Origin of the sequence: Hymenobacter saemangeumensis, assembly GCF_039541835.1 — a bacterium.
Taxonomy (GTDB): domain Bacteria; phylum Bacteroidota; class Bacteroidia; order Cytophagales; family Hymenobacteraceae; genus Hymenobacter; species Hymenobacter saemangeumensis.
Genome location: NZ_BAABGZ010000074.1, coordinates 13,571 through 35,365, shown reverse-complemented (window position 1 = coordinate 35,365; position 21,795 = coordinate 13,571). Strand labels below are relative to the sequence as shown.

Annotated in this window: 16 protein-coding genes; 11 read left to right on the top strand and 5 right to left on the bottom strand. The window is 60.4% G+C overall.

Features of this window, described 5'->3' with window-relative positions:
- Nucleotides 1–168 precede the first annotated feature (168 nt).
- From yiaA to ABD919_RS18235, 4 genes are all read left to right on the top strand, one after another.
- Nucleotides 169–597, top strand: a complete 429-nt coding sequence (gene yiaA, locus ABD919_RS18250; protein ID WP_345237490.1) for an inner membrane protein YiaA — start codon at nt 169–171, stop codon at nt 595–597.
- Nucleotides 598–699: 102 nt separating this feature from the next.
- On the top strand, nt 700–2,040 hold the full coding sequence (locus ABD919_RS18245) for a cation:proton antiporter (RefSeq protein ID WP_345237489.1): 1,341 nt from the start codon (nt 700–702) through the stop codon (nt 2,038–2,040).
- Nucleotides 2,041–2,266: 226 nt separating this feature from the next.
- Nucleotides 2,267–2,869, top strand: a complete 603-nt coding sequence (locus ABD919_RS18240; RefSeq protein WP_345237488.1) for a CDP-alcohol phosphatidyltransferase family protein — start codon at nt 2,267–2,269, stop codon at nt 2,867–2,869.
- A 655-nt stretch (nt 2,870–3,524) separates the two neighbouring features.
- Nucleotides 3,525–6,383, top strand: coding sequence for an MSEP-CTERM sorting domain-containing protein (locus ABD919_RS18235; RefSeq protein WP_345237487.1), 2,859 nt, complete (start codon nt 3,525–3,527; stop codon nt 6,381–6,383).
- Nucleotides 6,384–6,463: 80 nt separating this feature from the next.
- On the opposite strand, the gene ABD919_RS18230 is transcribed toward ABD919_RS18235, so the two are convergent.
- The 5 genes from ABD919_RS18230 to ABD919_RS18210 form a co-directional block, all read right to left on the bottom strand.
- Entirely contained in the window at nt 6,464–8,845 is a 2,382-nt protein-coding gene (locus ABD919_RS18230; protein ID WP_345237486.1) for a phospholipase D-like domain-containing protein, read from the bottom strand.
- A 120-nt stretch (nt 8,846–8,965) separates the two neighbouring features.
- On the bottom strand, nt 8,966–9,961 hold the full coding sequence (locus ABD919_RS18225) for a hypothetical protein (RefSeq protein ID WP_345237485.1): 996 nt from the start codon (nt 9,959–9,961) through the stop codon (nt 8,966–8,968).
- Nucleotides 9,962–10,202: 241 nt separating this feature from the next.
- On the bottom strand, nt 10,203–11,240 hold the full coding sequence (murB, locus tag ABD919_RS18220) for a UDP-N-acetylmuramate dehydrogenase (RefSeq protein WP_345237484.1): 1,038 nt from the start codon (nt 11,238–11,240) through the stop codon (nt 10,203–10,205).
- A gap of 113 nt (nt 11,241–11,353) precedes the next feature.
- The gene (locus tag ABD919_RS18215; protein WP_345237483.1) at nt 11,354–12,751 is read right to left on the bottom strand and encodes a sugar MFS transporter; all 1,398 of its coding nucleotides are present in this window, start codon (nt 12,749–12,751) and stop codon (nt 11,354–11,356) included.
- 128 nt (nt 12,752–12,879) lie between these two features.
- On the bottom strand, nt 12,880–13,440 hold the full coding sequence (locus ABD919_RS18210) for a hypothetical protein (RefSeq protein ID WP_345237482.1): 561 nt from the start codon (nt 13,438–13,440) through the stop codon (nt 12,880–12,882).
- A 172-nt stretch (nt 13,441–13,612) separates the two neighbouring features.
- Between ABD919_RS18210 and ABD919_RS18205 the strand changes: the two genes are divergently transcribed.
- From ABD919_RS18205 to ABD919_RS18175, 7 genes are all read left to right on the top strand, one after another.
- Nucleotides 13,613–14,773: a THUMP domain-containing class I SAM-dependent RNA methyltransferase gene (locus ABD919_RS18205; protein WP_345237481.1), complete on the top strand. Its 1,161-nt coding sequence runs from the start codon at nt 13,613–13,615 to the stop codon at nt 14,771–14,773.
- 132 nt (nt 14,774–14,905) lie between these two features.
- Nucleotides 14,906–17,164, top strand: coding sequence for a DNA helicase RecQ (recQ, locus tag ABD919_RS18200; RefSeq protein WP_345237480.1), 2,259 nt, complete (start codon nt 14,906–14,908; stop codon nt 17,162–17,164).
- A gap of 201 nt (nt 17,165–17,365) precedes the next feature.
- Nucleotides 17,366–18,013 (top strand): DUF2306 domain-containing protein, encoded by a 648-nt coding sequence (locus tag ABD919_RS18195; protein ID WP_345237479.1) that lies wholly within the window; start codon nt 17,366–17,368, stop codon nt 18,011–18,013.
- Complete coding sequence (locus tag ABD919_RS18190; protein ID WP_345237478.1) at nt 18,010–18,906, top strand: hypothetical protein; 897 nt, start codon at nt 18,010–18,012, stop codon at nt 18,904–18,906. The genes ABD919_RS18195 and ABD919_RS18190 overlap by 4 nt, the downstream gene beginning before the upstream one ends.
- Nucleotides 18,907–19,152: 246 nt before the next feature.
- Nucleotides 19,153–19,776, top strand: coding sequence for a hypothetical protein (locus ABD919_RS18185; RefSeq protein ID WP_345237477.1), 624 nt, complete (start codon nt 19,153–19,155; stop codon nt 19,774–19,776).
- Between the two features lie 116 nt (nt 19,777–19,892).
- Nucleotides 19,893–20,729 carry a helix-turn-helix domain-containing protein gene (locus ABD919_RS18180; protein ID WP_345237476.1) on the top strand — a complete coding sequence of 279 codons (837 nt, stop codon included), beginning with the start codon at nt 19,893–19,895 and terminating at the stop codon, nt 20,727–20,729.
- 137 nt (nt 20,730–20,866) lie between these two features.
- Nucleotides 20,867–21,589 carry a pirin family protein gene (locus ABD919_RS18175; RefSeq protein WP_345237475.1) on the top strand — a complete coding sequence of 241 codons (723 nt, stop codon included), beginning with the start codon at nt 20,867–20,869 and terminating at the stop codon, nt 21,587–21,589.
- The last annotated feature ends 206 nt before the right edge of the window (nt 21,590–21,795 follow it).

Sequence of the window (21,795 nt, the reverse complement as noted above, 5' to 3'; positions counted from 1 at the left end):
GTTTTTAAAAGTTTAGGTGATACATGAGCGGGGGTGGTATCAGCTTTACAAAGTCATTTAAAAGTAAAAGTTGGCTGGCGCCTGGGGTAGCTAGCTTCCTACGTTTGTACTGCCTGTTGCGCTAATAGAAGCGACAGGTTAATTAACCTGTTTCATTTCAGCAAACCCATGTACTCCCAAACCGCCGCCACTCCCGCAGTTACCCAACAGCCATCGCCTGCTTTCATCGCGGCGTCCTGGGCCGCCTTGCTCATTGGCATCGTGGCCTTCTGCATTGGCCTCTGGAATGCCCAGATGGCCCTCAATGAAAAGGGCTACTACTTCGCCATTCTGATGTATGGCCTGTTTGCCGCTATATCCGTGCAGAAAAGCGTGCGCGACCGGCTCGAAGGCATTCCGGTCACCAACCTCTACTTCGGTATCAGCTGGGTGTCGGTGCTGCTCACGATGGTGCTGCTTACCGTGGGCCTGTGGAATGCCACGCTTACCCTGAGCGAAAAGGGCTTCTACGCCATGGCCTTTGTGCTGAGCTTGTTTGCCGCCATTGCCGTGCAGAAAAATACCCGCGACAGCATGCCGAGCACGCATCAGGAGTAAGCAGCAGCGCTTAGCTTTGCCGAATTTGTGACCCACACTTTTATGAATCGGCAGAAGGATACACTGTTTTACGCTGGCGTCGTCGGGCTTTTCTCGGCGCTGATGTACTGGGTGTTACGGGTGGGCAAGCAGCTGGAGGCGGGCCAGGGCCGGGCCCACAACCCATTGCCCCACGCTGCCTGGACTGATTTCATCGCCGCCTTGCAGCAAAGCTTTAGCTCGCCCCTGGCGGTGCTATTGGGCCAGATTCTGGCTATTGTGCTGGTTGCCCGGGTATTGGGCCGGCTCTGCCGGCTGCTGGGCCAGCCGGCCGTAGTAGGGGAGATGGCCGCCGGCATTCTGTTGGGGCCCTCCCTGCTGGGACGCTACTTTCCCGAAATCAGCGGCTTGCTCTTTCCGGCTAAGTCGCTCGATAACATCAAGTTTCTGAGCCAGGTGGGTCTGATTCTCTTTATGTTTGTGGTGGGCATGGACCTAGACCTGGCCGCCATTCGCGGCAAAGCCCACAAGGCGGTGGTTATCAGCCATGCGAGCATCATCATTCCCTTTGCTCTGGGCATGAGCCTGGCTTATTTCCTGTACGGCACCTTTGCGCCGGCCGGGGTGGGGTTTGCCTCATTCAGCCTGTTCATGGGCATTGCCATGAGCATCACGGCTTTCCCGGTGCTGGCCCGCATCGTGCAGGAGCGGGGCATGCACAAGACCCCGCTGGGCACGCTGGTGATTACCTGCGCCGCGGCCGACGACGCCACGGCCTGGTGCCTGCTGGCGGCCGTTATTGCCCTGGTAAAGGCCGGTACTTTCGTCAGCGCGCTCTACATCCTGGCGCTGGCCCTGGCTTATGTGCTGCTGATGTGGCGGCTGGGGCGGCCCCTGCTGCAGCGCATCAGCCGGCCCGGCACTGAAGGCCAGCTGCGGAAGTCGGCCGTGGCAACCTACTTTTTCACCCTTATCCTGTCGGCCTACCTGGCCGAGGCCATTGGCATTCATGCCTTGTTCGGCGCGTTTCTGGCCGGGGCCATTATGCCGGCCGAGGGGCATGTACGTGAAGTCGTTACGGGCAAAGTGCAGGATGTGGCCGTGGTGCTGCTGCTGCCGCTGTTCTTCGTGTACACCGGCCTGCGCACCGAAATCGGGCTGCTCAACGAAGGCTACCTCTGGGGCATCTGTGCCATCATCATTGCCGTGGCGGTGGCGGGCAAGTTCCTGGGCAGCGCCCTGGCAGCCCGCTTCGTGGGCCACGCCTGGCCCGACAGCCTGCGCATCGGCGCCCTGATGAACACCCGCGGCCTCATGGAGCTGGTGGTGCTCAACATTGGCTACGACCTGGGCATCCTTAGCCCCCGCATATTTGCCATGATGGTCATCATGGCCCTGGCCACTACCTGCATGACCGGCCCGGCCCTGAACCTGATTGAGCGCGTTTCGCGCCGCGCTATATGAGAAAGGTACTGGGCATTGCGTTGCTGTTTTTTGCGCTCGGCAGCGCTGGCAATGCACTGAAATTTTTGCTCAAAGCGCTGGAAATAAGTTCTTCCAGTTATGACATGCCGCATAAGCACTTACTGGCCCAGGAGAATTTCCTGGCCTTCGGCTTCACCCTGATTCTGGTGGGTGCCCTGGCCTGGGGAGGTATCCGGCAGCTCCGCAAGCACTAGCCTGACTCAACATGAAACACATTCCGATAAGTCTGATTTATGCCCGTCTGCTTATCGGACTGGCCTTGCTGGCCCTGAGCCTGGCTTCGGTGAGCCACTTCCCGGCCATTGCCATTGGGCTGATAACGCTGGGGCTGCTAACGGATGTGTTTGATGGCATTATTGCCCGGCAGCTGAACATCTCCACCGAGAAGCTCCGGCGGCTTGATTCTTCGGTAGACCAGGTATTCTGGGGCCTGGTGGTGGGCGCCACCTTTTTTAGCTGCCGGCAGTTCTTCAGCGACCACGGCGGCCGGCTGCTCCTGCTGCTGGCCGCCGAAGCCCTGGTATATGCGGTGTGCTATGCGAAGTTCCGCAAGGAAGTGGCCACGCATGCCTGGTCGTCGAAAGCCTGGGTGCTGGTTTCCTTCGCGGCCCTGGTGCAGGTTATTGCCACGTGTACATCGACGGTCCTGTTTGAGCTGTGCTTCTACGTTGGCCTCCTCAGCCGGCTGGAGAATGCCGCCATCCTATTGCTGCTCAGGTCGTGGACCAACGACGTGCCTACCGTTTACCACGCCTGGCTGCTGCGTCAGAACAAACCCATTAAGCGGCACAAGCTGCTGAATGGCTAGCTGGTCTACAGCAACCCCAAGTCGGTATGTAGGCGGCGTTCTACCGTCCGCCTCACCCCCCGACCCCCTCTCCGAAAGGGAAAGGGGGAGCCGGTCTAGAATAACCCTACACCAGCTTGGGATTCGCTCCAAGTTGTGGCTTATGTCGCCGAGCCCCAGCGGGGCGGCACTCGGCGGGCGAGTGTCGCCCCGCTGGGGCTTGTGCTGGCTTAAGCCAGCTCCTGTTCTACCGATAAGTCGCCCGCCGGGACAATACTGGACACCCCGCAACTTGGGTTAGGTAGGAGCGGGGCAGCCCACAGCAGCGCCCCTGCTCCAGCACTGCTTGGTTTTATTTACAGTCGTCGCAAATCAGGAAGAAGACGATGCCTGGGCTCACCATGGCACCTAAGGAACTGTGTCATCGGTGCTTGTTCTTTGTAAGCCATTTAACGTCATGTATTTAAGCCGGGGATGGCGCAGCCTATGGGTTGCGTTTTTTCATCAGCAGGGTAATGAGCGCAATTGACTGTGGGAGGCACAGGAGAGCTATTCTGGAGGAAGCAAAGGGCATTCGTTAAAATTAACTTTGAAATACAAAGTTCTTTTAAATACCTTTGCTCGCCCCGGTATTCCACCGAGGCCCTGCCTCAACCCCTTCCCTTCATTCCCCTCCATGCATAGTTTACGCAAGCCCCACTGGGTATTTCTGGTCAGCTCCCTGCCGGTGCTGCTGTTCACCTTGCTGTGTTACGGCGAGTTCTCCATCATCCACACCCTGCTGCCACCGGCCAGCCTGGCTTTGTGGAAGCTGTACGGCCTTGCCCTGGGTGTGCTGGCGCTGGGTACGGCCCTGGCTGGGTGGCTGGCCCTGGCGCGCCGCCAGCCACTCGGGCTGGCGTTCAGCGTGGTTCAGATGCTGGCGTACAGCCTGCTGCTGTGTATGCTCACCTACCACACCGACGAGCTGCTGCCCCGCAGCATTCCCCGCTGGATGGTGCCCACCGACCTGACCCTGATTGCCTGGACTTTCATCATGCCCACGGTGGCGCACGCCGTGCTGGGGCTGGTGGCCCGGTTTACCCCCGACGGCCAGCCCCAGCAGGTGGCGCCCAACCTCGGGCTGGCGGTAGCCGTGCCGGGTAGCTGGTTTATCATTTACCTCGTGCTGTCGCAGGCCGCTTCCGCCGTGCGCTGGAACGGGGCGGCAGCGGTTATCATGGTGGCCGTGCTGGTGCTCAGCACGCTCAGCTTTTTCTTTTTTCTGGTGCGGGCCGTGTACGTGATGACCCTGCGCAAAAGCGAGTTCTGGGCCAAAACCGGGCTGGTGTGGGGCATTATCATCACCATTGTGCTGCCCGTGCTGGGGCTGGCGGTAAACAGCGGCCTGTTTTTCGGGGGCGGCTTTCGCAGCAGCAGCGGCATCTTCGGTAACTTCTCCAGCCCCTGGTTTTACATTCTGGCGGTGCTGAATGGCGTGCTGCTCTGCCTACCCGGCCCCGGGGCAGCACCACTGCGGCTGCTGTTGTTTTTTGGGCGCAGCGTGCTGTTTGGCTACACGTTCTACTTCTTCCTGGTTTTTCTGCCATTTCTGCCGCTGTCTATCCCGGCCATTGTGCTCATCGGCCTGGGCTTTCTAATGCTGGCGCCGCTGCTGCTGTTTGTAGTGCACGTGCGGCAGCTCAGCGAGGACGTAGCTGCCTTGCGCCTGGCCTATTCCAGGGGGGCGGTGGTGGGGGCGCTGGTAGCCGGCCTGGCTACGCTGCCCCTGGTCGTCACGGCCGATTACTGGAGCCAGCGCCGCATCCTGCACCAGGCCCTGGCCTATGTGTATACCCCAGACTACGCGCAGGCGTATCGCCTCGATTCCGAAGCGCTGGCTGCCACGCTGGGCATCATCCGCCACCACAAGGAGCGCAACTGGGACCTGCTGACCGGCAGCCAGCAGCCTTACCTGTCGGTGTACTTCAACTGGCTGGTGCTCGACAACCTGATGCTGTCGGACCAGAAGATGGCCGAGCTGGAGCAGGTATTCCTGGGCAAAGTGGCAGAGGCCCGTCCGGGAGGCTGGGTCCCTACGCCCAGCCCGCCCGCCGAGGCGGTGCTGCAAAAAGCCAGCGCCACCAGTACCTACAATGCCCGCGAGCAGGCCTGGGTGAGCTGGGTAAGCCTGGAAGTAGCCAATGCCAGCTCCGCGGTGCCCGATGGGGAGTACCGCAGCAGCTTCACCCTGCCGCCGGGCTGCTGGGTGGGCGACTACTACCTCACCATCGGCAACCGGGAGGAGCGGGGCATCCTGGCCGAGAAAAAGGCGGCAGCCTGGGTGTTTGCCCAGATTGTGAACGAGCGCCAGGCCCGCGACCCCGGCCTGCTCAGCTACCTCGGCCCGGATAGCGTGGGCCTGCGCCTGTACCCGGTGATAGGCAGCGAAGTGCGCCGCACGCGCTTTCAGCTGCTGCACAAGGAGCCCTTCACCCTACGCCTCGACGGCCAGGAGCTGGCCCTGGGCAACGAGCAGGAAGCGGCTGCCCCGGCTGCCCCCATTGCCGCAGCCGGCAGCGGCCCGGTATACCTGAGCGCCCGGGCCAAGAAACGCCTGCCGCTGGTGCAGCGCCGGCCTTACTACCATTTTCTGCTCGACGCCTCCGCCAATACCGACGTAGGCCAGCTGCCTGCTTACCAAGCGCGCATGGCCCGCCTGCTAAGCCAGCCACTGCCCGGCGGCGCCCCGCCCCGGTACAGCCTGGTAAATACCTATACCACGTCCGTACCCGCCGGGGCCGACTGGCAGCCGGCCCTGCGCCAGGCCCCGCGCACCGGCGGCTTCTATCTGAGCGGGGCCATCCGGCGGGTGCTGTTCGAGGCCCAGCAAAGCCCGGCGCCTACGTACCCGGTTATTGTGGTAGTAACCGACAACCTGCAAAAAGCAGTGCTGCTGGATGCCGACTTTGCCGACTTCGCCAGCGCCTACCCGGAAAGCGAGGTGTTTTACGTGCTGGGAGCCGATGAGCAGCCCGAAGCCCACTCTCTGCGCTCCCGCTCCCGGCTGTCGCTGCCCGATTCGGTGGCATCCAGGGTGACGCCGGCGGTACGGGCCTGGCCCAGCGCAGCGCAGCCCCGGGCCTACCTACCCGACAACGAGCTGGCTGCCGTCGTCCCCGGCCCCGGGCAGCCGGTGCCCACTGCCCCGACGGGCAGCCGCTGGCTCGATGGCCTGGGGCTGCGGGGCTACAGCCAGTGGCAAAGCTTCCACCCCGAAAGCACCGAGCGCAACCGGGTGCCCTTTATTCAGGCCAGCTTCCGGGCCGGTATTATGACGCCGGCCACCTCCTTCCTGGCCCTCGAGAACGAAGCGCAGAAAGCCGCCCTTATCCGCAAGCAGGAGCAGGTGCTGGCCGCCAACGCCTCCCTCGACACCATGGAAGATACCGACCAGCGGGGCCCCGTGGAAACGCCCATCGATGGCGGGGTAGGGCTGCTGCTGCTGGCCGGGGCGGCGCTGGCCGCCTGGCACCTGCGCCGCACTGCCAGCTAAGCTGCGGATGCCGGCACCGGCAATAACAAAAAAGGCGGCCCCCGTAGTGGGAGCCGCCTTTTTTACTGAGCTGTGGGAGATTACTCAACCACTACGCGGGTCAGCTGAACTGCCTCCGGCGTGGTTACCTGCACCAGGTACAGGCCGGCCTGCAGGGCCGTGGCGTCGATGGTAACGTCCTGGCCGTTGAAGGCCTGGCTGCGCTCCAGGATGACGCGGCCGGTGGCGTCGCGCACCACGATGGTGGCGGTGCGGGCCGTGCTACCGGCCAGGCGCAGGTTGAAGCTGCCGCGGGCCGGGTTGGGGTAAGCCTGCATGGTGCTGGTTTGCACCGTGCCGCTGCGGGTGGCCAGCATCAGGCGGCAGGCGGTCACGCCGGCCACGTTCTGCTCGGCAATGCGGGCCGAATACTCCTGGTAGTAGCGGTTTACCGTGCGGCCATCGTGCACCACAAGCGTGTTCTCGTCATTTTCGAGGTCGGCCGAGTTAGTCCAGTTGTGCGAGCCCACGAATACCAGGGGGTCCGACTGGCTGGCGCCGGCGTCCACAATCAGGGTTTTGTGGTGCATGATGCCAGTCACGCGCTTAATCAGCAGGCGGTTGCCCATGGCGGCCTGCATGATGCGGAAGGAGAAGCCGGCCGTGCCGCTGGTGTCGTTCACCAGGCCGTCGGAGCACATGCCGATGCCACGGTTGGTAACCTGGGCGGCAATGGCGCGGGCCAGGTCGGCGCGGGTAATCAGCATGGACTCGATGTGCATGTCGTTGTCGGCCGAGGCAATGGCGCTGAGCAGGCGGGCATTCACGTTGTCGGTGGGCGAGAAGTACGATTCCACGTGGCGGCCGCCAATCATGAGGTGGTGGGGCGTGTTGTCGGTCTTGCGCGAGCCGAACAGGCGGGTGGTGCCCGGGGTGGCGGCGTTGGAGCCCCACATTTCTTCAAACTCCAGCGTGTACACGCGGGCCAGGGCCTGGTCCTGAATGGCAATAACGTTGTTGGGGTCGCTGGCCAGCTGGGCTGCCGTCCAGTTCATCGAGCCGGTCCATACCCAGGGCACGTTGGGGTTGCTGCTGTTCACGTCCACAATCACAAACTTGTTGTGCATGATGGCGCTGGTGTTCATGGTGCCGCTGGCCGGGCGCCCTATGCGGGAAATGGCCGGGTTCAGGCTGTTGATGCTGATGTTGGCGTTGTCGTCTTCGTAGATAACCCGCACCCGCACCCCCCGGGCGTGGGCCGCGTTTACCGCGTTGAGGATGGTGGGGCTGTTCCAGTTGTAGATGGCAATGTCCAGCGTAGCCGTGGCGCGGTTGATATAGGATGCCAGGGTATCGGCGGCGCGGCCCGAAGCCAGGTAGGTTGCCGTGTTGCCGGGCAGGGCCAGCGTGGCATCTACCGGGCGGTTGAAGTAGTTGCGGATTTTACCCGACGAGAGCGAAGCCGTAATCATGGGCACCACGCGCGACTCCGAGCGGCCGGTGGCGTTTACCGACACTGCCTGCACGTAGTACACGGTGGCCGGCTGCAGCCCGGTCAGGGCCAGGCTGTGGGTGGTAGTAGTGCTGCCGGCCGGGCCGTTCACCGTAGTGGTGGAGCCGGCGGGCAGGCTGGCCGAAGTAGAGTACAGCAGCTGGGTGCTGCCGGGGTTCTGGGTTGTGAAGTTCACCGTGAAGCCGGTGGTGGTGATGTTCACCGGCGTGGGGCTGCTGGTGAGGTTGGGCGTGTTGCCCTGCACGAAGTCGGCATACTTACGGCTCAGGAACTGGTAGCCGCCCACGGTGCTGGTAGCCGAAGGCGAGTACTGGCTCATGATGCCGATGGCGTCGAACGTTCCCGAGGGGCTGGGCTTGCCAATCAGGCCGTCTGGGCCGTTGGAGTTGGCCGGTACGTAGGTGATGAGCGGGCACACGCCGTTGAGGCGGTAGCTGTTTACGGTGAACGACGACACCGGCGTGCCGGCCGTAGTGCAGCTGGTCGGGTTGGTCGTAAGCGAGGTCAGGCCGTTGATGCGCACCAGCCGGCTTTCGTACTGCTCGGCGAATGCAGAAGTGGCATTGGCGGCCGTAAAAACCACCGGCGCGGGCAGGGGCCGGTTGCCGGCCAGTACCGTTACGGAGGTTACGGGGTCAATTTCCAGCAAGCCACGGAACATTTTCAGGCTGCCTGTTACCTCAATGCTGTCGCCGGGCACGAGGGGGTTGAGCATAGCGCCCGAGGCGCCGCCGGTGCTATAGGCCGCGATGCCGCCGGTGGCATCCTGCAGGTAACGAATAATGCTGACCGTGGAGCCCAGCTCGGCCCCGTTGGTAACAATGCCTCGTACGGTCACCGTAGGACCTTGCACGAGGTTGGCGGTGGGCGCCATGGCCCGGGCTGCTGCAATGGTAATGGCCGTCTGTGCCTGAGCCGGCAGGTAAGAAGCCACGGCCAGCAGCAAAGCCAGCAGAGTAAATTTCTTCATGAAGTATTAAGTGGGGGATAAAGTAAAAACCGGTGTTGGGTGGGAAGACAAATATCCTGAATTTCAGCCAGACTGTCGTTCATCGATAGGCTTGAAAGCCGGCTGGCGCAACAGCGCGACTTAGTTTTTAGTGCCCACGCGCAGCTTCTTGCCCGCGGCGGTGATAAACGGCACGGCCGCTGTCGACTCGGTGCCGGCCGCATTGGTGGAGCTCACCTCAACGTAATAGGTTGTGCCCGGAATCAGATTGTCGAGCGTAATGCTGTGGCGGGTTGTCAGGGCTGGGTCTACACGGCTGTCTTTAAGCTGTTTGGGGTCAAGGCCGTAGCGAACGCGGGTGTCGCCGGGGTTCAGGGTGGAGAATACCACTGTGAAGCCCGTTGTGCTCACGTCCACCGGCACGGGCTCTTCGGTAAGGCGGGGCAGCCCACCGCCGCGCACGATGTCGCTGGCCAGGCGGGGCTGCAGCTGGTAGCCGCCGGTGCCGCCCGGCGCGTATTGGCTCAGGATGCCGCGCACGTCGTAGGTCTCGCCCTTGGGCAACTCGTGGTCGATAAGCCCTTCCGGGCCGGTGCTGCTGCTGGCAATGCGCACCAGGGCACCCGGCTGCCCGTTGATGAGGTAGTTGGAATTGCCCGCTAGCGTAGAGGCATCGTTGCCACTGGGAGTGGCCAGCTTGGTTACCCCGGTAATCTCAATCAGGCGTCCTTCGTTGGCTTCCACCAGCACAGCGGCCGCCTGGTTGGAGGGCGCACGCAGGGTACGCAGCTTGCGCCCTGTGCCCAGCTTGTGGAAGGATTGCACCGGGTCCATTTCCAGCAGGCCGTTGTAGTTTTTGAGCTGGCCCGTTACCTGAATGCTGTCGCCGGCGCGCAGCTCCCCGTAGCCGGGCAGCTTGGCTGGCTGGGCATACAGGGCCAGGCCGGCATCGTTGTCCTGCACGTAGCGGAGGTTGCCCAGCTCGGTGCCATTCAGCACTACCGCCCGAACCGTGACGGTGGCTCCCGGGCCGGCCGCCCGGGCCGCCTTAACCGTGAGCACGGGTGGCACGCCAGCAGGAGGCGGAATAGTAGGCCCGGAAAGTAGATTACCCAACAACAGTAAGTTTAGAATCATCGCAATTAAAAGGTTGAAACGGGGGAAATGAAGCCTCTATAAACAAAGTTCGGTTACAAAATTCGCAATTTAGTTTTAGAGCGGCTCTCAAGCTGGTGTTCTCTTTTAGAAGAAGTTAAAAGTAAAAAGTCAACAAGCCGCCCTTTTACTTCTGACCAGCTTCTTTTAACGCTATCCATGAACCTGAGAAATGCTTTCAGTATGCCGTCAAACAGCTTGGTATTGAATAAGCTACCTGGGGTTACAGGATATTTACTTCCGGCTGGAGCTCCACGCCGAACTTATCCCGTACCGAGGCAATGATGTCGTACGCCAGGGCGCGCAGCTCACCGCCGTTGGCACCGCCCAGGTGCACCAGCACCAGGGCCTGCTTGTCGTGTACGCCGTGGGTATGGCCCTCGCCGCGCCGGATGCCCTTCCAGCCGGCCTGCTCAATAAGCCAGGCCGCGGGCACTTTTACCCCGCTGGGTACGGGGTAGCCGGGCAGCTCCGGGTACCGGGCTTTCAGGTCTTCGTACTGTCCCTGGGGCAGCTCGGGGTTTTTGAAAAACGAGCCCGCGTTGCCAATCTGGGCCGGGTCGGGCAGCTTGGAGCGGCGGATGTGCACCACGGCCCGGCTTACGTCGTGCGGGGTAGGCGCGCCGGTTACGCCCAGCTCCTTGAGCGTGTCTTCAAGGGCGCCGTAGCGCACGTTGGGGCGGGCCTCGCGGTGCAGGCGCAGCACCACGGCCGTCACCACGTACTGATTTTTCAGAGGGCCTTTGAAGACGCTTTCGCGGTAGCCGAAGCCGCATTCCGTGGCGCTGAACTCGCGCAGGTTGCCGGTACTGATTTCCACGGCTTCGAGCCGCTCGAAGGTGTCGCGCAGCTCGGCCCCGTAGGCACCGATGTTCTGCAGCGGGGCGGCACCCACCGTGCCGGGTATGAGCGAAAGGTTTTCGATGCCGCTCAGGTGCTGGTCCAGGCTGTACTCTACTAGGCCGTGCCAGCTTTCGCCGGCCCCGGCCCGCAGCAGGGCCGTGTGGGTGGTTTCGTCTTCGGCCAGAATTTCCAGGCCGCGAATCTCATTTTTCAGCACTACCCCCTTGAAGTCCTGGGTAAACAGCAGGTTGGAGCCGCCGCCGAGAATAAGCTTGTCGGCGGCTTGCACAGCGGGGTGCGCAAGCAGCGCCCGCAGCTCGTCGACGGAGCTGAACCGGGCAAAGTAGCGGGCCTGTACATCCAGGCCAAAGGTGTTGTAGGGGCGGAGGGAGACGTTTTCTTCGAGCTGGGGCATCATGGCCGCAAAGGTAGGGCAGGGCAGGTAGGGGTCCTGTAAGCAGCTTATTATGTTGGTATGGTCATTCCTTGCCCAAGCGAAGGGCTTTGAGCTGGGGTTACGTGTAAGCAATCCTACCGCACCCGGTAGCCGCTCAGCGCATAATACAGCAGGTACACGTAGCACAGCGCCGGCACTAGGAAGGCCACGCGTAGCCCACCGCCGTGGGTGGCCAGCCAGCCCATGAGCAGGGGCACCAGCGCTCCGCCCACAATAGCCATAATCAGGTAAGACGAGCCCTGCTTAGTGAACGGGCCCAGGCCTTTAATGGCCAGCGGAAATATGACGGGCCACATAATGGAGTTGCACAGGCCGCAGAGCACTATCAGCCACAGGGCAGCTTCGCCGTGCAGCACAATGGAGCCCAGTACCAGCGCGGCACCGGCTGCGCACACGCCCACGAGCAGGGGCCGGTCGGGCAGACTGCGCAGCAGCGGAATGCCCACGATGCGGCCCAGCATCAGCCCAAACCAATACGAAGCCACCAGCACGGCCCCAATGGCGGGCGTGAAGCCATTGGAGGTATCCACCGGCAGCGGCGATTGCCCAATGAGCAGCAGCCCGTAGTTGGTGACGGCGTTCAAGGCCTGCACCAGCGACTGCGTGAAGGGACTGAGCTGGCTAATCTGTTGGGCCTGCCCGTAGCGGATGAGGAAGTCGCCCAGGCCCACTTCCACCCCCACGTAAAAGAAGATGGCACCTACGCCCAGCACCAGGTGCCGGAAATCGAGGGCCGAGCGCCGGCCCTGCAGCAGGGCAGCATCGGCGGCGCCGGCTTCCTCATCGGCCGGGATGCTTTCCAGTTTAGGCAGGCGCACGAAGAAGAACAGCGCCGCCAGCGCAGCCAGGAAGATGGAAAGCCCGATGTAAGGCGACTTGACCAGGGCCGCTTCCTGGTTTAGCCGCTCGGCCACAGGTAGGTTGGCCAGCTGCTTTTGCAGCAGCGCCGTGCTGCCAAACAGCAGCAGCCCGCCTACCAGCGGCGAGAGCGTGCCCCCCAGGCCATTGGCCACGCCCACAATGCTGATGCGGCTGGCTGCCTGCCGCGCCGGCCCCAGCACCGACACGTAGGGGTTGGCCGCCACCTGCAGCAGCGTAATGCCTGCGCCCAGCAAGCTTAGGCCCGCCAGAAACAAGCCAAACGTGCGGGCCTCGGCCGCCGGCACGAACAGCAGCGCACCGGCTGCCATCACCAGCAGGCCCAGCACAATGCCGCGTTGGTAGCCAATACGGCTCAGCACAAAGCCCGCCGGTAGTGACATAAGAAAGTAGGCTGCAAAAAAGGCAAAGGGTATCAGCGAGGACTGCAAATCCGTGAGCTGGCACACGTCCTTGAGGTAGGGCATGAGCACCCCGTTGAAGTTGGTGACGGCCCCGAACAAAAAGAACAGGGTGGTCATCAGCACCATGGGCCCGGCGTAGGAGCGAGTAGGTGCAGCAGCCGTAGCCGCAGAAGAAACTGGAATAGCCATACGCGGCGGAAGGTACAAAAAAACCGGCCTTGCGAGGGCCGGTGGTTTTGTTTGATGGAGACGGCCTCTTTGTACTGGCCTTTGCCGCCGTCGACTGAGGCCTGCAGATTACCTCATGTAGGTAATCGTCATCTTTTGTTAATTATTTCAATAGTCGGGTACTCTAAATAAGCGAAGGTTAACCGCCAGCCATTACTCCCTTTATTGAACTCTAAATTCCCTACTCTCGCCCAATCACCATTTAAAGTATAATGCCTCCCTGGCACTATCGTGTGTCTTATTATTCCTAACTGTGTAGTTTTTATGTCTTTCCCTGTGGAATCAATGTCAGAAACTGGCTCGTCCAAAAAAGTCTGGAAAACTTTAGGAAATTCAGCCTTGTCATATTTTACAAGCGGGTCGCTATCCATTGGCCCTCTAGTTTCAAATGGAAATTGAGTCAGTTTATAGATTGTCGAATAATCTTTGTTTATAACTGCAGTTCTAAAGTCTTTCCAGAATTCTGGGAATTGGTAATAAACTCTGTCAAGGTTGTCGTTTTTTGCAGAGTGATTTGAGGCAGAGTCGTTTGTTGTGCTGCCTCGTTCTTTTACTGATTTTTCATGACTGTTCTCATTTCTTGAGCAGGCAAACGAAAAAGCTAAAATTAATAATAGAAGATTTTTAATTGGAAGTATTTTTGGGCTCATTACTAATAACATTTATATTCCCGTAACTACTGGTTGCGGGAAGCATGCCAAATCGGGATGAGTACCGCTATTGACTTGCGTAAATGTAGGTAACGGTAGTCTGATACCCGCAATGCGGTTACCGGCGCCAGGGGCGGGGCTTCGATGCCATTCATTGCCGACCTTTGCGCCCATGCACCTAACCGCCACCACCCAGTTCGGCCTGGAAGAGCTTCTGGCCGATGAGCTCTACGACCTCGGCGCCGACATCACCCACGTAGGCAGCCGCGCCGTGGAGTTTATCGGCGACCAGCGCCTGCTCTACAACACCGTGCTCTGGAGCCGCCTGGCCATGCGCCTGCTGCGCCCCTTCGCCGGCTTCCACGCCCCCGACGAGAAAGCCTTGTACCGCGAGGTAAGCCGCATCGACTGGATGGACTTCATCGGGCCGGGGCAGACCTTCGCCATCACGGCCGTGGTGCACAAGTCCACCTTCGAGCACTCCCTGTTTGTGGCCCAGCTTACCAAGGATGCCATTGTGGACCAGTTCCGCAAGCGCACCGGCGAGCGGCCCAGCGTGGACGTGCGCAACCCCGACATCCGCCTGCACCTGCGCATGCTGGAAAACGAGGTAATCCTGAGCATGGACGCGGCCGGCGACTCCCTGCACCGCCGCGGCTACCGCCAGCACACCAACGAAGCCCCGCTGAACGAGGTGCTGGCCGCCGGCCTGGTCCTGCTCTCGGGCTGGGACGGCAAAAAGCCCCTCATCGACCCCATGTGCGGCTCGGCCACTATTCTCACCGAAGCTGGAATGATAAGCCAGCGCATCGCCCCCGGCCTCTTTCACCAGGGCAAGTTCGGCTTCGAGAACTGGTACGACTTCGACGAAAGCCTCTGGCAGCAGCTGCGCGAAGAAGCAAAGGCGCAGCAGATTGAAGAGCCCCAGGCCTACCTCGCCGGCTCCGACCTCGACCCCAAGGTCATTGCCCAGGCCGCCCAGAACATCGAAGCCGCCGGTCTCGACGAGTGCATCCGCCTGTCGGTGCGCGACGTGAAAGACGCCGCCCCACCCAAAAACCAGCCCCCCGGCCTGGTCATTACCAACCCGCCCTATGGCGAGCGGATAGGGGAGGAAGCCCGCATGGCCGGGCTCTACAAAACCATTGGCGACACGCTCAAAACCAGCTTTCAGGGCTACGACGCCTTTATCTTCACCGGTAATCTGGAGGCGGCCAAGGCCGTGGGTTTGAAGGCCGCCCGCCGCTACCCCTTATTCAATGGCCCGATAGATTGCCGCCTGCTGAAGTACGAGCTGTACCAAGGTTCGCGGCGGGCACCCAAGTCTGCCTAGTTAAGGATGATTTATAAGGTGTTAGGTTTCAGTGATTAGCTAACGCCACTACCAGTAGGCTGCTAATATTTTTGGCCGGCCTTGGAACTTCCCGCCCCATCCCGTTATTTTAGCTTTCTTATCCCCGCTACCATGTCCGACCTGTTTACCATCACCGCCGAGCCCCTGGCTCCGACCATTGAATCAGCCCGCAAGGCCCTGAAGCGGTATTACGGCTACGACAGCTTCCGGCCTATGCAGGAGGATATTATCAGGAATATCCTGGCGGGCAAAGACACCGTGGTGCTTATGCCCACGGGCGGGGGCAAGTCCATATGCTTCCAGATACCGGCGGTGGTCAGCGAGGGCACCTGCATCGTGGTGTCGCCGCTTATTGCCCTGATGAAAGACCAGGTGGAGGCCCTGAAGGGCAACGGCATTCCGGCCGCCTACATCAACAGCAGCGTGGGCCAGAGCGAAGCCAACGACATTGCCCGGCAGGCCGTGGGCGGACAGCTCAAGCTGCTGTATGTCAGCCCAGAAAAGCTACTGTCTGAAGGGTTCCTGCAGTTTCTGCGGCGGGTCAACATCAGCCTGTTCGCCATCGACGAGGCGCACTGCATTTCCAGCTGGGGCCACGACTTCCGGCCCGAGTACACCCAGCTCAGCGCCCTGCGGCGGCACTTTCCCGGCACGCCCATCATGGCCCTCACGGCCACCGCCGACCGCCTCACCAAGCGTGACATTATCACCCAGCTGGAAATGCACGAGCCCCGGGTGTTCCTGTCCAGCTTCGACCGGCCCAACATCAACCTGATAGTGCGCCCCGGGCAGAACCGCGTCGATGGCGTGCTCGACTTCATTGCCCGCCACCCCGGCGAGCCGGGCATCATCTACTGCCTTTCGCGCAAGCAGTGCGAAACCCTGTGCGCCAAGCTCACGGCCAAGGGCCTCAAGGCCGGGCACTACCACGCCGGCATGACGCCCCTGCAGCGCGGCAAGGTGCAGGAAGCCTTTCTGCAGGACGACCTGCAGGTGATTGTGGCCACCATTGCCTTTGGCATGGGCATCGACAAAAGCAACGTGCGCTGGGTGATTCACTACAACCTGCCCAAGAACATCGAAGGCTACTACCAGGAAATCGGCCGCGCCGGCCGCGACGGGGCCCCGGCCACCGCCGTGCTGTTCTACAGCTTCGCCGACGTGATGCAGATGCGCGAGATGGTGACCAAGGATGTTCCCGCCCGCCAGGCCCAGCTCAACACGGCCAAGCTCGAGCGCATGCAGCAGTTTGCCGAGGCTGCCTCCTGCCGCCGCAAAATCCTGCTCAACTACTTCTCCGAAAGCCTGGGGCAGGACTGCAACAACTGCGATATCTGCCGCAACCCGCCCACTACCTTCGACGGCACCCTTATTGCCCAGAAAGCCCTGTCAGCTGCCGCCCGCAGCCGCGAGCGGGTGGCCATCAACCTGCTCATCGACATCCTGCGCGGCATGCGCAACCAGGCCGTGCTCAGCGGGGGCTACGACCAGATTAAAACCTACGGCGCCGGCTCCGACTTGCCTTACCTCGATTGGTACAGCTACGTTCACCAGATGCTGAACGATGGCCTCTTCTACATCGCCTACGAGGAAGGCTACGCCCTGAAAATAACCGAGCGCGGCCAGCAGGTGCTCAAAGGCCAGCTTACGCTTAACCTGAAGAAGTTTCAGCCGGCCGAGAAAGCCGAGAAGCCCACCCGCGCCAGTAAGAAAGCCGCCGCCGATGCCGCGGCGGTATTCACCGGCACGCCGGAAGCCCGCCTGTTTGAGCAGCTGCGCAAGCTGCGCAAGCAGATTGCCGACGAGCAGGGCGTGCCGCCCTACGTGGTGTTCTCCGATGCCACCCTGCAGGAAATGGCCGTGGAGCAGCCCAGCAGCCGCGTGGCCATGCTGGCCGTGTCGGGGGTGGGCATGAAGAAGTTCGATACGTACGGCGAAGCCTTCATCAAGGTGATTCTGGAGCATGGCACGCCCAAAGCCATCCCCTCAGAAGATGCCGTTGAAGTAGCCGCGCCCCGCCCCCGCGCTGCGGCCAAGTCTGCGGCTTCGGCTACCGATGTGAATGACTCGGAAGATGCTACTTTCCAGCTGCACCGCCTGGGCCTCAGCCCCGAGGCCATTGCGGAGCGGCGCGGCCTGGTGGTATCAACCGTGCGCCAGCACCTGGAGCGGGCCTATGCCAAGGGCCTGGACCTGCGCGTGCACGACTTCGTGACGGATTCTCAGCTGGCCGAAATCGTAACCGCCCGTGCCCAGCTGGGTGGCGAGCCGGCCCTGCGCGACCTGTTCGACCACCTGCGCGAGAAGTACGACTACTTCCAGCTGCGTCTGGCGGTGCTGTACCACAAGCGCCTGCGGGGCCAGGCCTGATTCCAGCTGGCCCGCCCCCACCGCTCCCGCTGCTCTTTCGAAGCTGTACTTGGAAAGAGCAGCGGGGCAGTAGGCGAAGCACATACAATCAAAGCCGGCTTCTGCGTTAGCTTAGCGGCACCCCGGGGCATATTGGCCGGGGTGCCGCTTTTTATGCTGCCTTCCGCTCGCTTCTCTTTTTCACAGGTTGTTTTATTTGTTGTGGCCCTCTTCGTGCTGGCCTTTGCCGCATTAATGGCCTACAAAACCTACCCCTATCTGGGGTTTGAAAAAGGGGTTGAGTTTTTGAGCACCAAAAGCGAGGAAACCAACGACCATCCGGTATTCCGGCTGGGGTTCTACGTGCACATCACCAGCAGCCTGGTGGTATTGCTGGCCGGGTTGCTGCAGTTTATCCCCTTTCTGGCCGCCAAAGGCCCGCAGCTGCACCGCCGTCTGGGCAAGGTATACATTGTTGGCATTCTTGGATTGGCAGCGCCTTCCGGCCTCATCCTGGCTTACTTCGCCAACGGGGGGCTTGTCTCGCAGGTCGGCTTCACGCTGCAGTGCCTGGTGTGGTGGCTCTGCACCTGGAAGGCCTACCGGGCTGCCCGGCAGCGGCACTGGCCCATGCACGTCGACTGGATGCTGCGCTCCTTTGCCGTCACGCTGGCGGCCCTGGCGCTGCGCAGCGAAAGCTACCTGATGTACTACTTGCTTGAGACCAAGCCCATTGAGACCTATCTCACCGTAACGTGGCTGTCGTGGGTGGGAAATTTGATTTTGATGGAAATCCTGCTGGAAGTGGGAGTGGGGCGGTACTTCCTGCGGCAGTTTTCGGGGAAATTAATTGGTAAATTGGCGGCATGAAAAAGCTGATTATGTGTTTGTTGGGGCTGAGCCTGGCTAGCTGCCAGCAAAGTGCCCCATTGATGCAGCGCGAAGCAAAAGTGCCAGCTGTTAAGCCAGAGGTTGTGGAAAGTAAAGCCCAGGCAAGGCAGGAATTACCGGTCTTATTTGCCGCTTCCGATACGCTGACCCAGCCGATGCGCGAGTTTTTAGCACAGCATGACTTGTCAGCGCTGTGGGCAAATGAACAGGATAGTGCCTACCCGGACCCTTCATTTGAAGGTTTTTTTGGCCCCGACTATTACCGCTTTGGAATGGTCTTCAATAAGGTGAGGCGTGACCTCACTAACCCAGCCCTGTACCATGTGCAGGGAAAGAGCTGTTACTTTAAAAGTAAAAACGTCCGCCCATTTAGCGGCAAACTCACGGTCCGGCGCTTAGTTGATTTGCACTACCCAGGCTTCTTAAAGCAACGAGCCGAGCAGTTCTCCAGTGCCGCTGATTCCCTAGCCGGCCATACTTACACCGCTTATGGCCAGCTACAGCTTCAGGAGGAAAGCCAGGAAAACAGTGGCCGTATTGAGGGCGAGGTGGTGCTCGATTTTTTCATTGTACCAGGACAGGCACCAGCCTACGTGTATGTTTTTGACCATGACGGTCGTGATGATAAGCTGCCCACCCGAGGTGCAAGGCTACTGCTGCGAGGCAACCGATTGAATCTTACTACTGGCCAGGTGAAGAGCTTTTTGGTGGCGCCCGATGTATCGGCAATTGCTCCGGACCTGTTCAAAGACTTTATGCTGGATGAGCGGATGGGGCAAATCAACCCCAAATACGCCAAGCTGGGCTGGAACGAATACTGGAAAAACGACGAGTGGTGGGCTGAGTCACCCAAGCCTTTCCGAGCCTTATAATACTAACAATAGGCCTGGAATCGTTGGATAAATAAGCGGCTGTATTCGAGTCCTTTTCTAACTTTAACACCTTAAACCACCGGTCGTATGCGCTTTAAGCTTTTATTGCTCGCTTTGCCTGGGCTGCTTTTGGCTGCCCGGCCTCATTCCTCTTCGTCCGCTGCTGGTGCCCCACCTGCTTCGCCAGCCCGTGTTGCCGGCGCAGGCTCGACTTTCGCGGGGTTTAACCTGGCCCCATTATGGCGAATGCCCAATAGTCTGGACGGCAGCTCGGATAAAGTGCATAACGGTTTTTTCGGCTACAGCTATCAGCGCCTGGAGATGGTATTCACCAGCGTGCAGCGCGACGCAAAATCTCCCAACATCTACCATGTGCAAGGGAAAAACCGGCGCTACAAGATTGTACGGGCTTTCTCCGGTACCATTACCCTCAACGAGGTTCATCCCTACGATAAATCCAAGCCTAGTTACGGGGCTGAAAAAGGGGAGCAGGCTTATACAGCCACGGGCAAGTTTGTGCTGCGGGAGGAGGCGCGCCGGGGCGATGATGCCTACGGCACCTTCAGCGGTGACCTGGCCGTTGACTTTTCCCGCCGGACAAAGGGGGGCCTGCAGCTCAACACCTACACCGCCAACAACCAGACCCGCAACGGCGGCTTTCTGATGGATGGCATGTGGAAAGATGCCGCCACCGGTGCTGAGGTAGACGTGCTAATCAAAAACGGCATGGCCGTAACGCGCCAGGTAATACACGACTTCAAGGTAGGTGACCGGATGATGCACACCAGCCGCAAATACACCCGGGTAGGCTGGGATACTTACTGGGGCAACGAAGAATGGTGGGCGGAAAAACCCATGGCGCGAAAATAAAGGGGTGAGCAGGAATTTTTTAGCTAAATGAATTAGTAACTTCGTGTCCTTGTTGCTAACTTCACAAGCCGATTTCGCGTTGAGGCCAACGCCACTTCCCCGGCTTCGCCCTCCCCATGATTAATACCAACCTTAAATTTTGGCGGCGCGAGCTGGCGCTCACGCAAGCCCAGATGGCCGACAAGCTTGGCATCAAACGCTCCCTGGTGGGCGCCTACGAAGAAGGCCGCGCCGAGCCGCGTCTGGCTACTCTGGTCAACATGGCCCGCCTGTTCGGTATCAGCCTGGACCAGCTGGTAACCACTGACTTCAGTAAGAAGAAAAACGCCAAAGCTGCCGCTGGCATGCGCCAGGCCCAGCCGGTGCTGGCTGGTGCCGATGGCCCCGACGACGGCGACGACCAGCCCGAGCCGCCCGCTGGCGGCAAGCTCCGCATCCTGGCCCTTACCGTCGACAAAGACCAGAACGAGAACATTGAATGGGTACCCCAGAAAGCCGCCGCCGGCTACCTGAATGGGTACGCCGACCCGGAATACCTCGAGGTGCTGCCCAAGTTCCGGCTGCCCATGCTGCCGCAGAGTGGCACTTACCGCGCCTTTGAAATCAGCGGCGACTCCATGCTGCCCATCGCCAGCGGCACCGTGATTGTGGGCCGCTACGTCGACGACTGGACCAGCATCAAGGACGGTACGCCTTGCATTGTGGTGAGCAGCAAAGACGGCATCGTGTTTAAGCGCGTGTACAACAAGCTGCGCCAGAACGCCATGTTTGCCCTGCACTCCGACAACCAGCAGTATTCACCCTACGACGTAAGCGTTGACGAGGTAGTAGAAATCTGGGAAGCCAAAAGCTACATCAGCAGCACTTTCCCCATTGCCGATTTGTCGCTCGAGCGCGTAGCCAGCCTCGTGCTCGACCTGCAGAAACAGGTGGCCATGCTGCGCAAGGTGTAAGTACAGCATGTCCTGCCCTGGCGGGTCTGCCCTTCAAGCCCTTCTGCTGCCGCAGAAGGGCTTTGTTTTTCCCGGGCTACTAACTTCGGCCCGCATCGGCGCGTATGCCATGCATTCACTTTCCCTCAATTCGTGCTATGCTTAAGTACATCCCTGCAGCCGACCGCCACCACGCTTCGCCCGCTTCCTGGCTGAACAGCTACTTCCTGTTTTCCTTCGCCGATTATTTCGACCGCGACAACATGCACTTTGGGCCATTGCGCGTTTTCAACGACGACAGCGTGGCGGCAAACTCAGGATTTCCGCAGCATCCGCACTCGGAAATGGAAATCGTAACCTTGGTGCTGGACGGGGAAATCACGCACGAGGATACCATGGGCAACAAAACCACCATCAAGGCCGGCGAAGTGCAGCGCATGACGGCCGGCACCGGCCTGGCCCATTCCGAGATGAACCGCAGCGACAAGGCCCTGCACCTCTACCAGCTCTGGTTTATTCCCAGCCAAAAAGGCCTGGCGCCCAGCTATGAGCAGAAAGACCTGGGCTTTCTCAGCGGCAACAAAAACGAGCTGGTGCCCTTGGTGACCGGGCAGAAAGTGCTGGAAGATGTGGTGTATATGAACTCCAACAGCACGGTGTACTGGGCTAACCTGGGCGAAGGCAATGAAATTGAGTTCAAAACATTCCGCATTCGCCTCACCTTCATCTATGTGAAGGAGGGCATCATCTTCGTAAATGGCACCGAGCTAGGCCCCAACGACCAGGCCCGGATGACCGATGAAGACGTGGTACATATCCGTGCCGACAAAGCCGCTCAGTTCGTGCTGATTGACTTACCGGCAACGGAGGCGAACTACTAGACCAGCTCCTAAATTGGAGTATCCTTTTGGAAAATGTTAAACGTGGAGAGTTAACAGTTAAATAGCCTAATGGCCTTTAACTGTTAACTCTCCACGTTTTAACTCTATCCCTAACCTGGGAAATGGGTAAAAAACGTACGCCAGGCATGCTGCACATTGTTTGCAGCTAGCCAAAGGGAAGGACCTTAACGGGAAGGAGCGGGCAG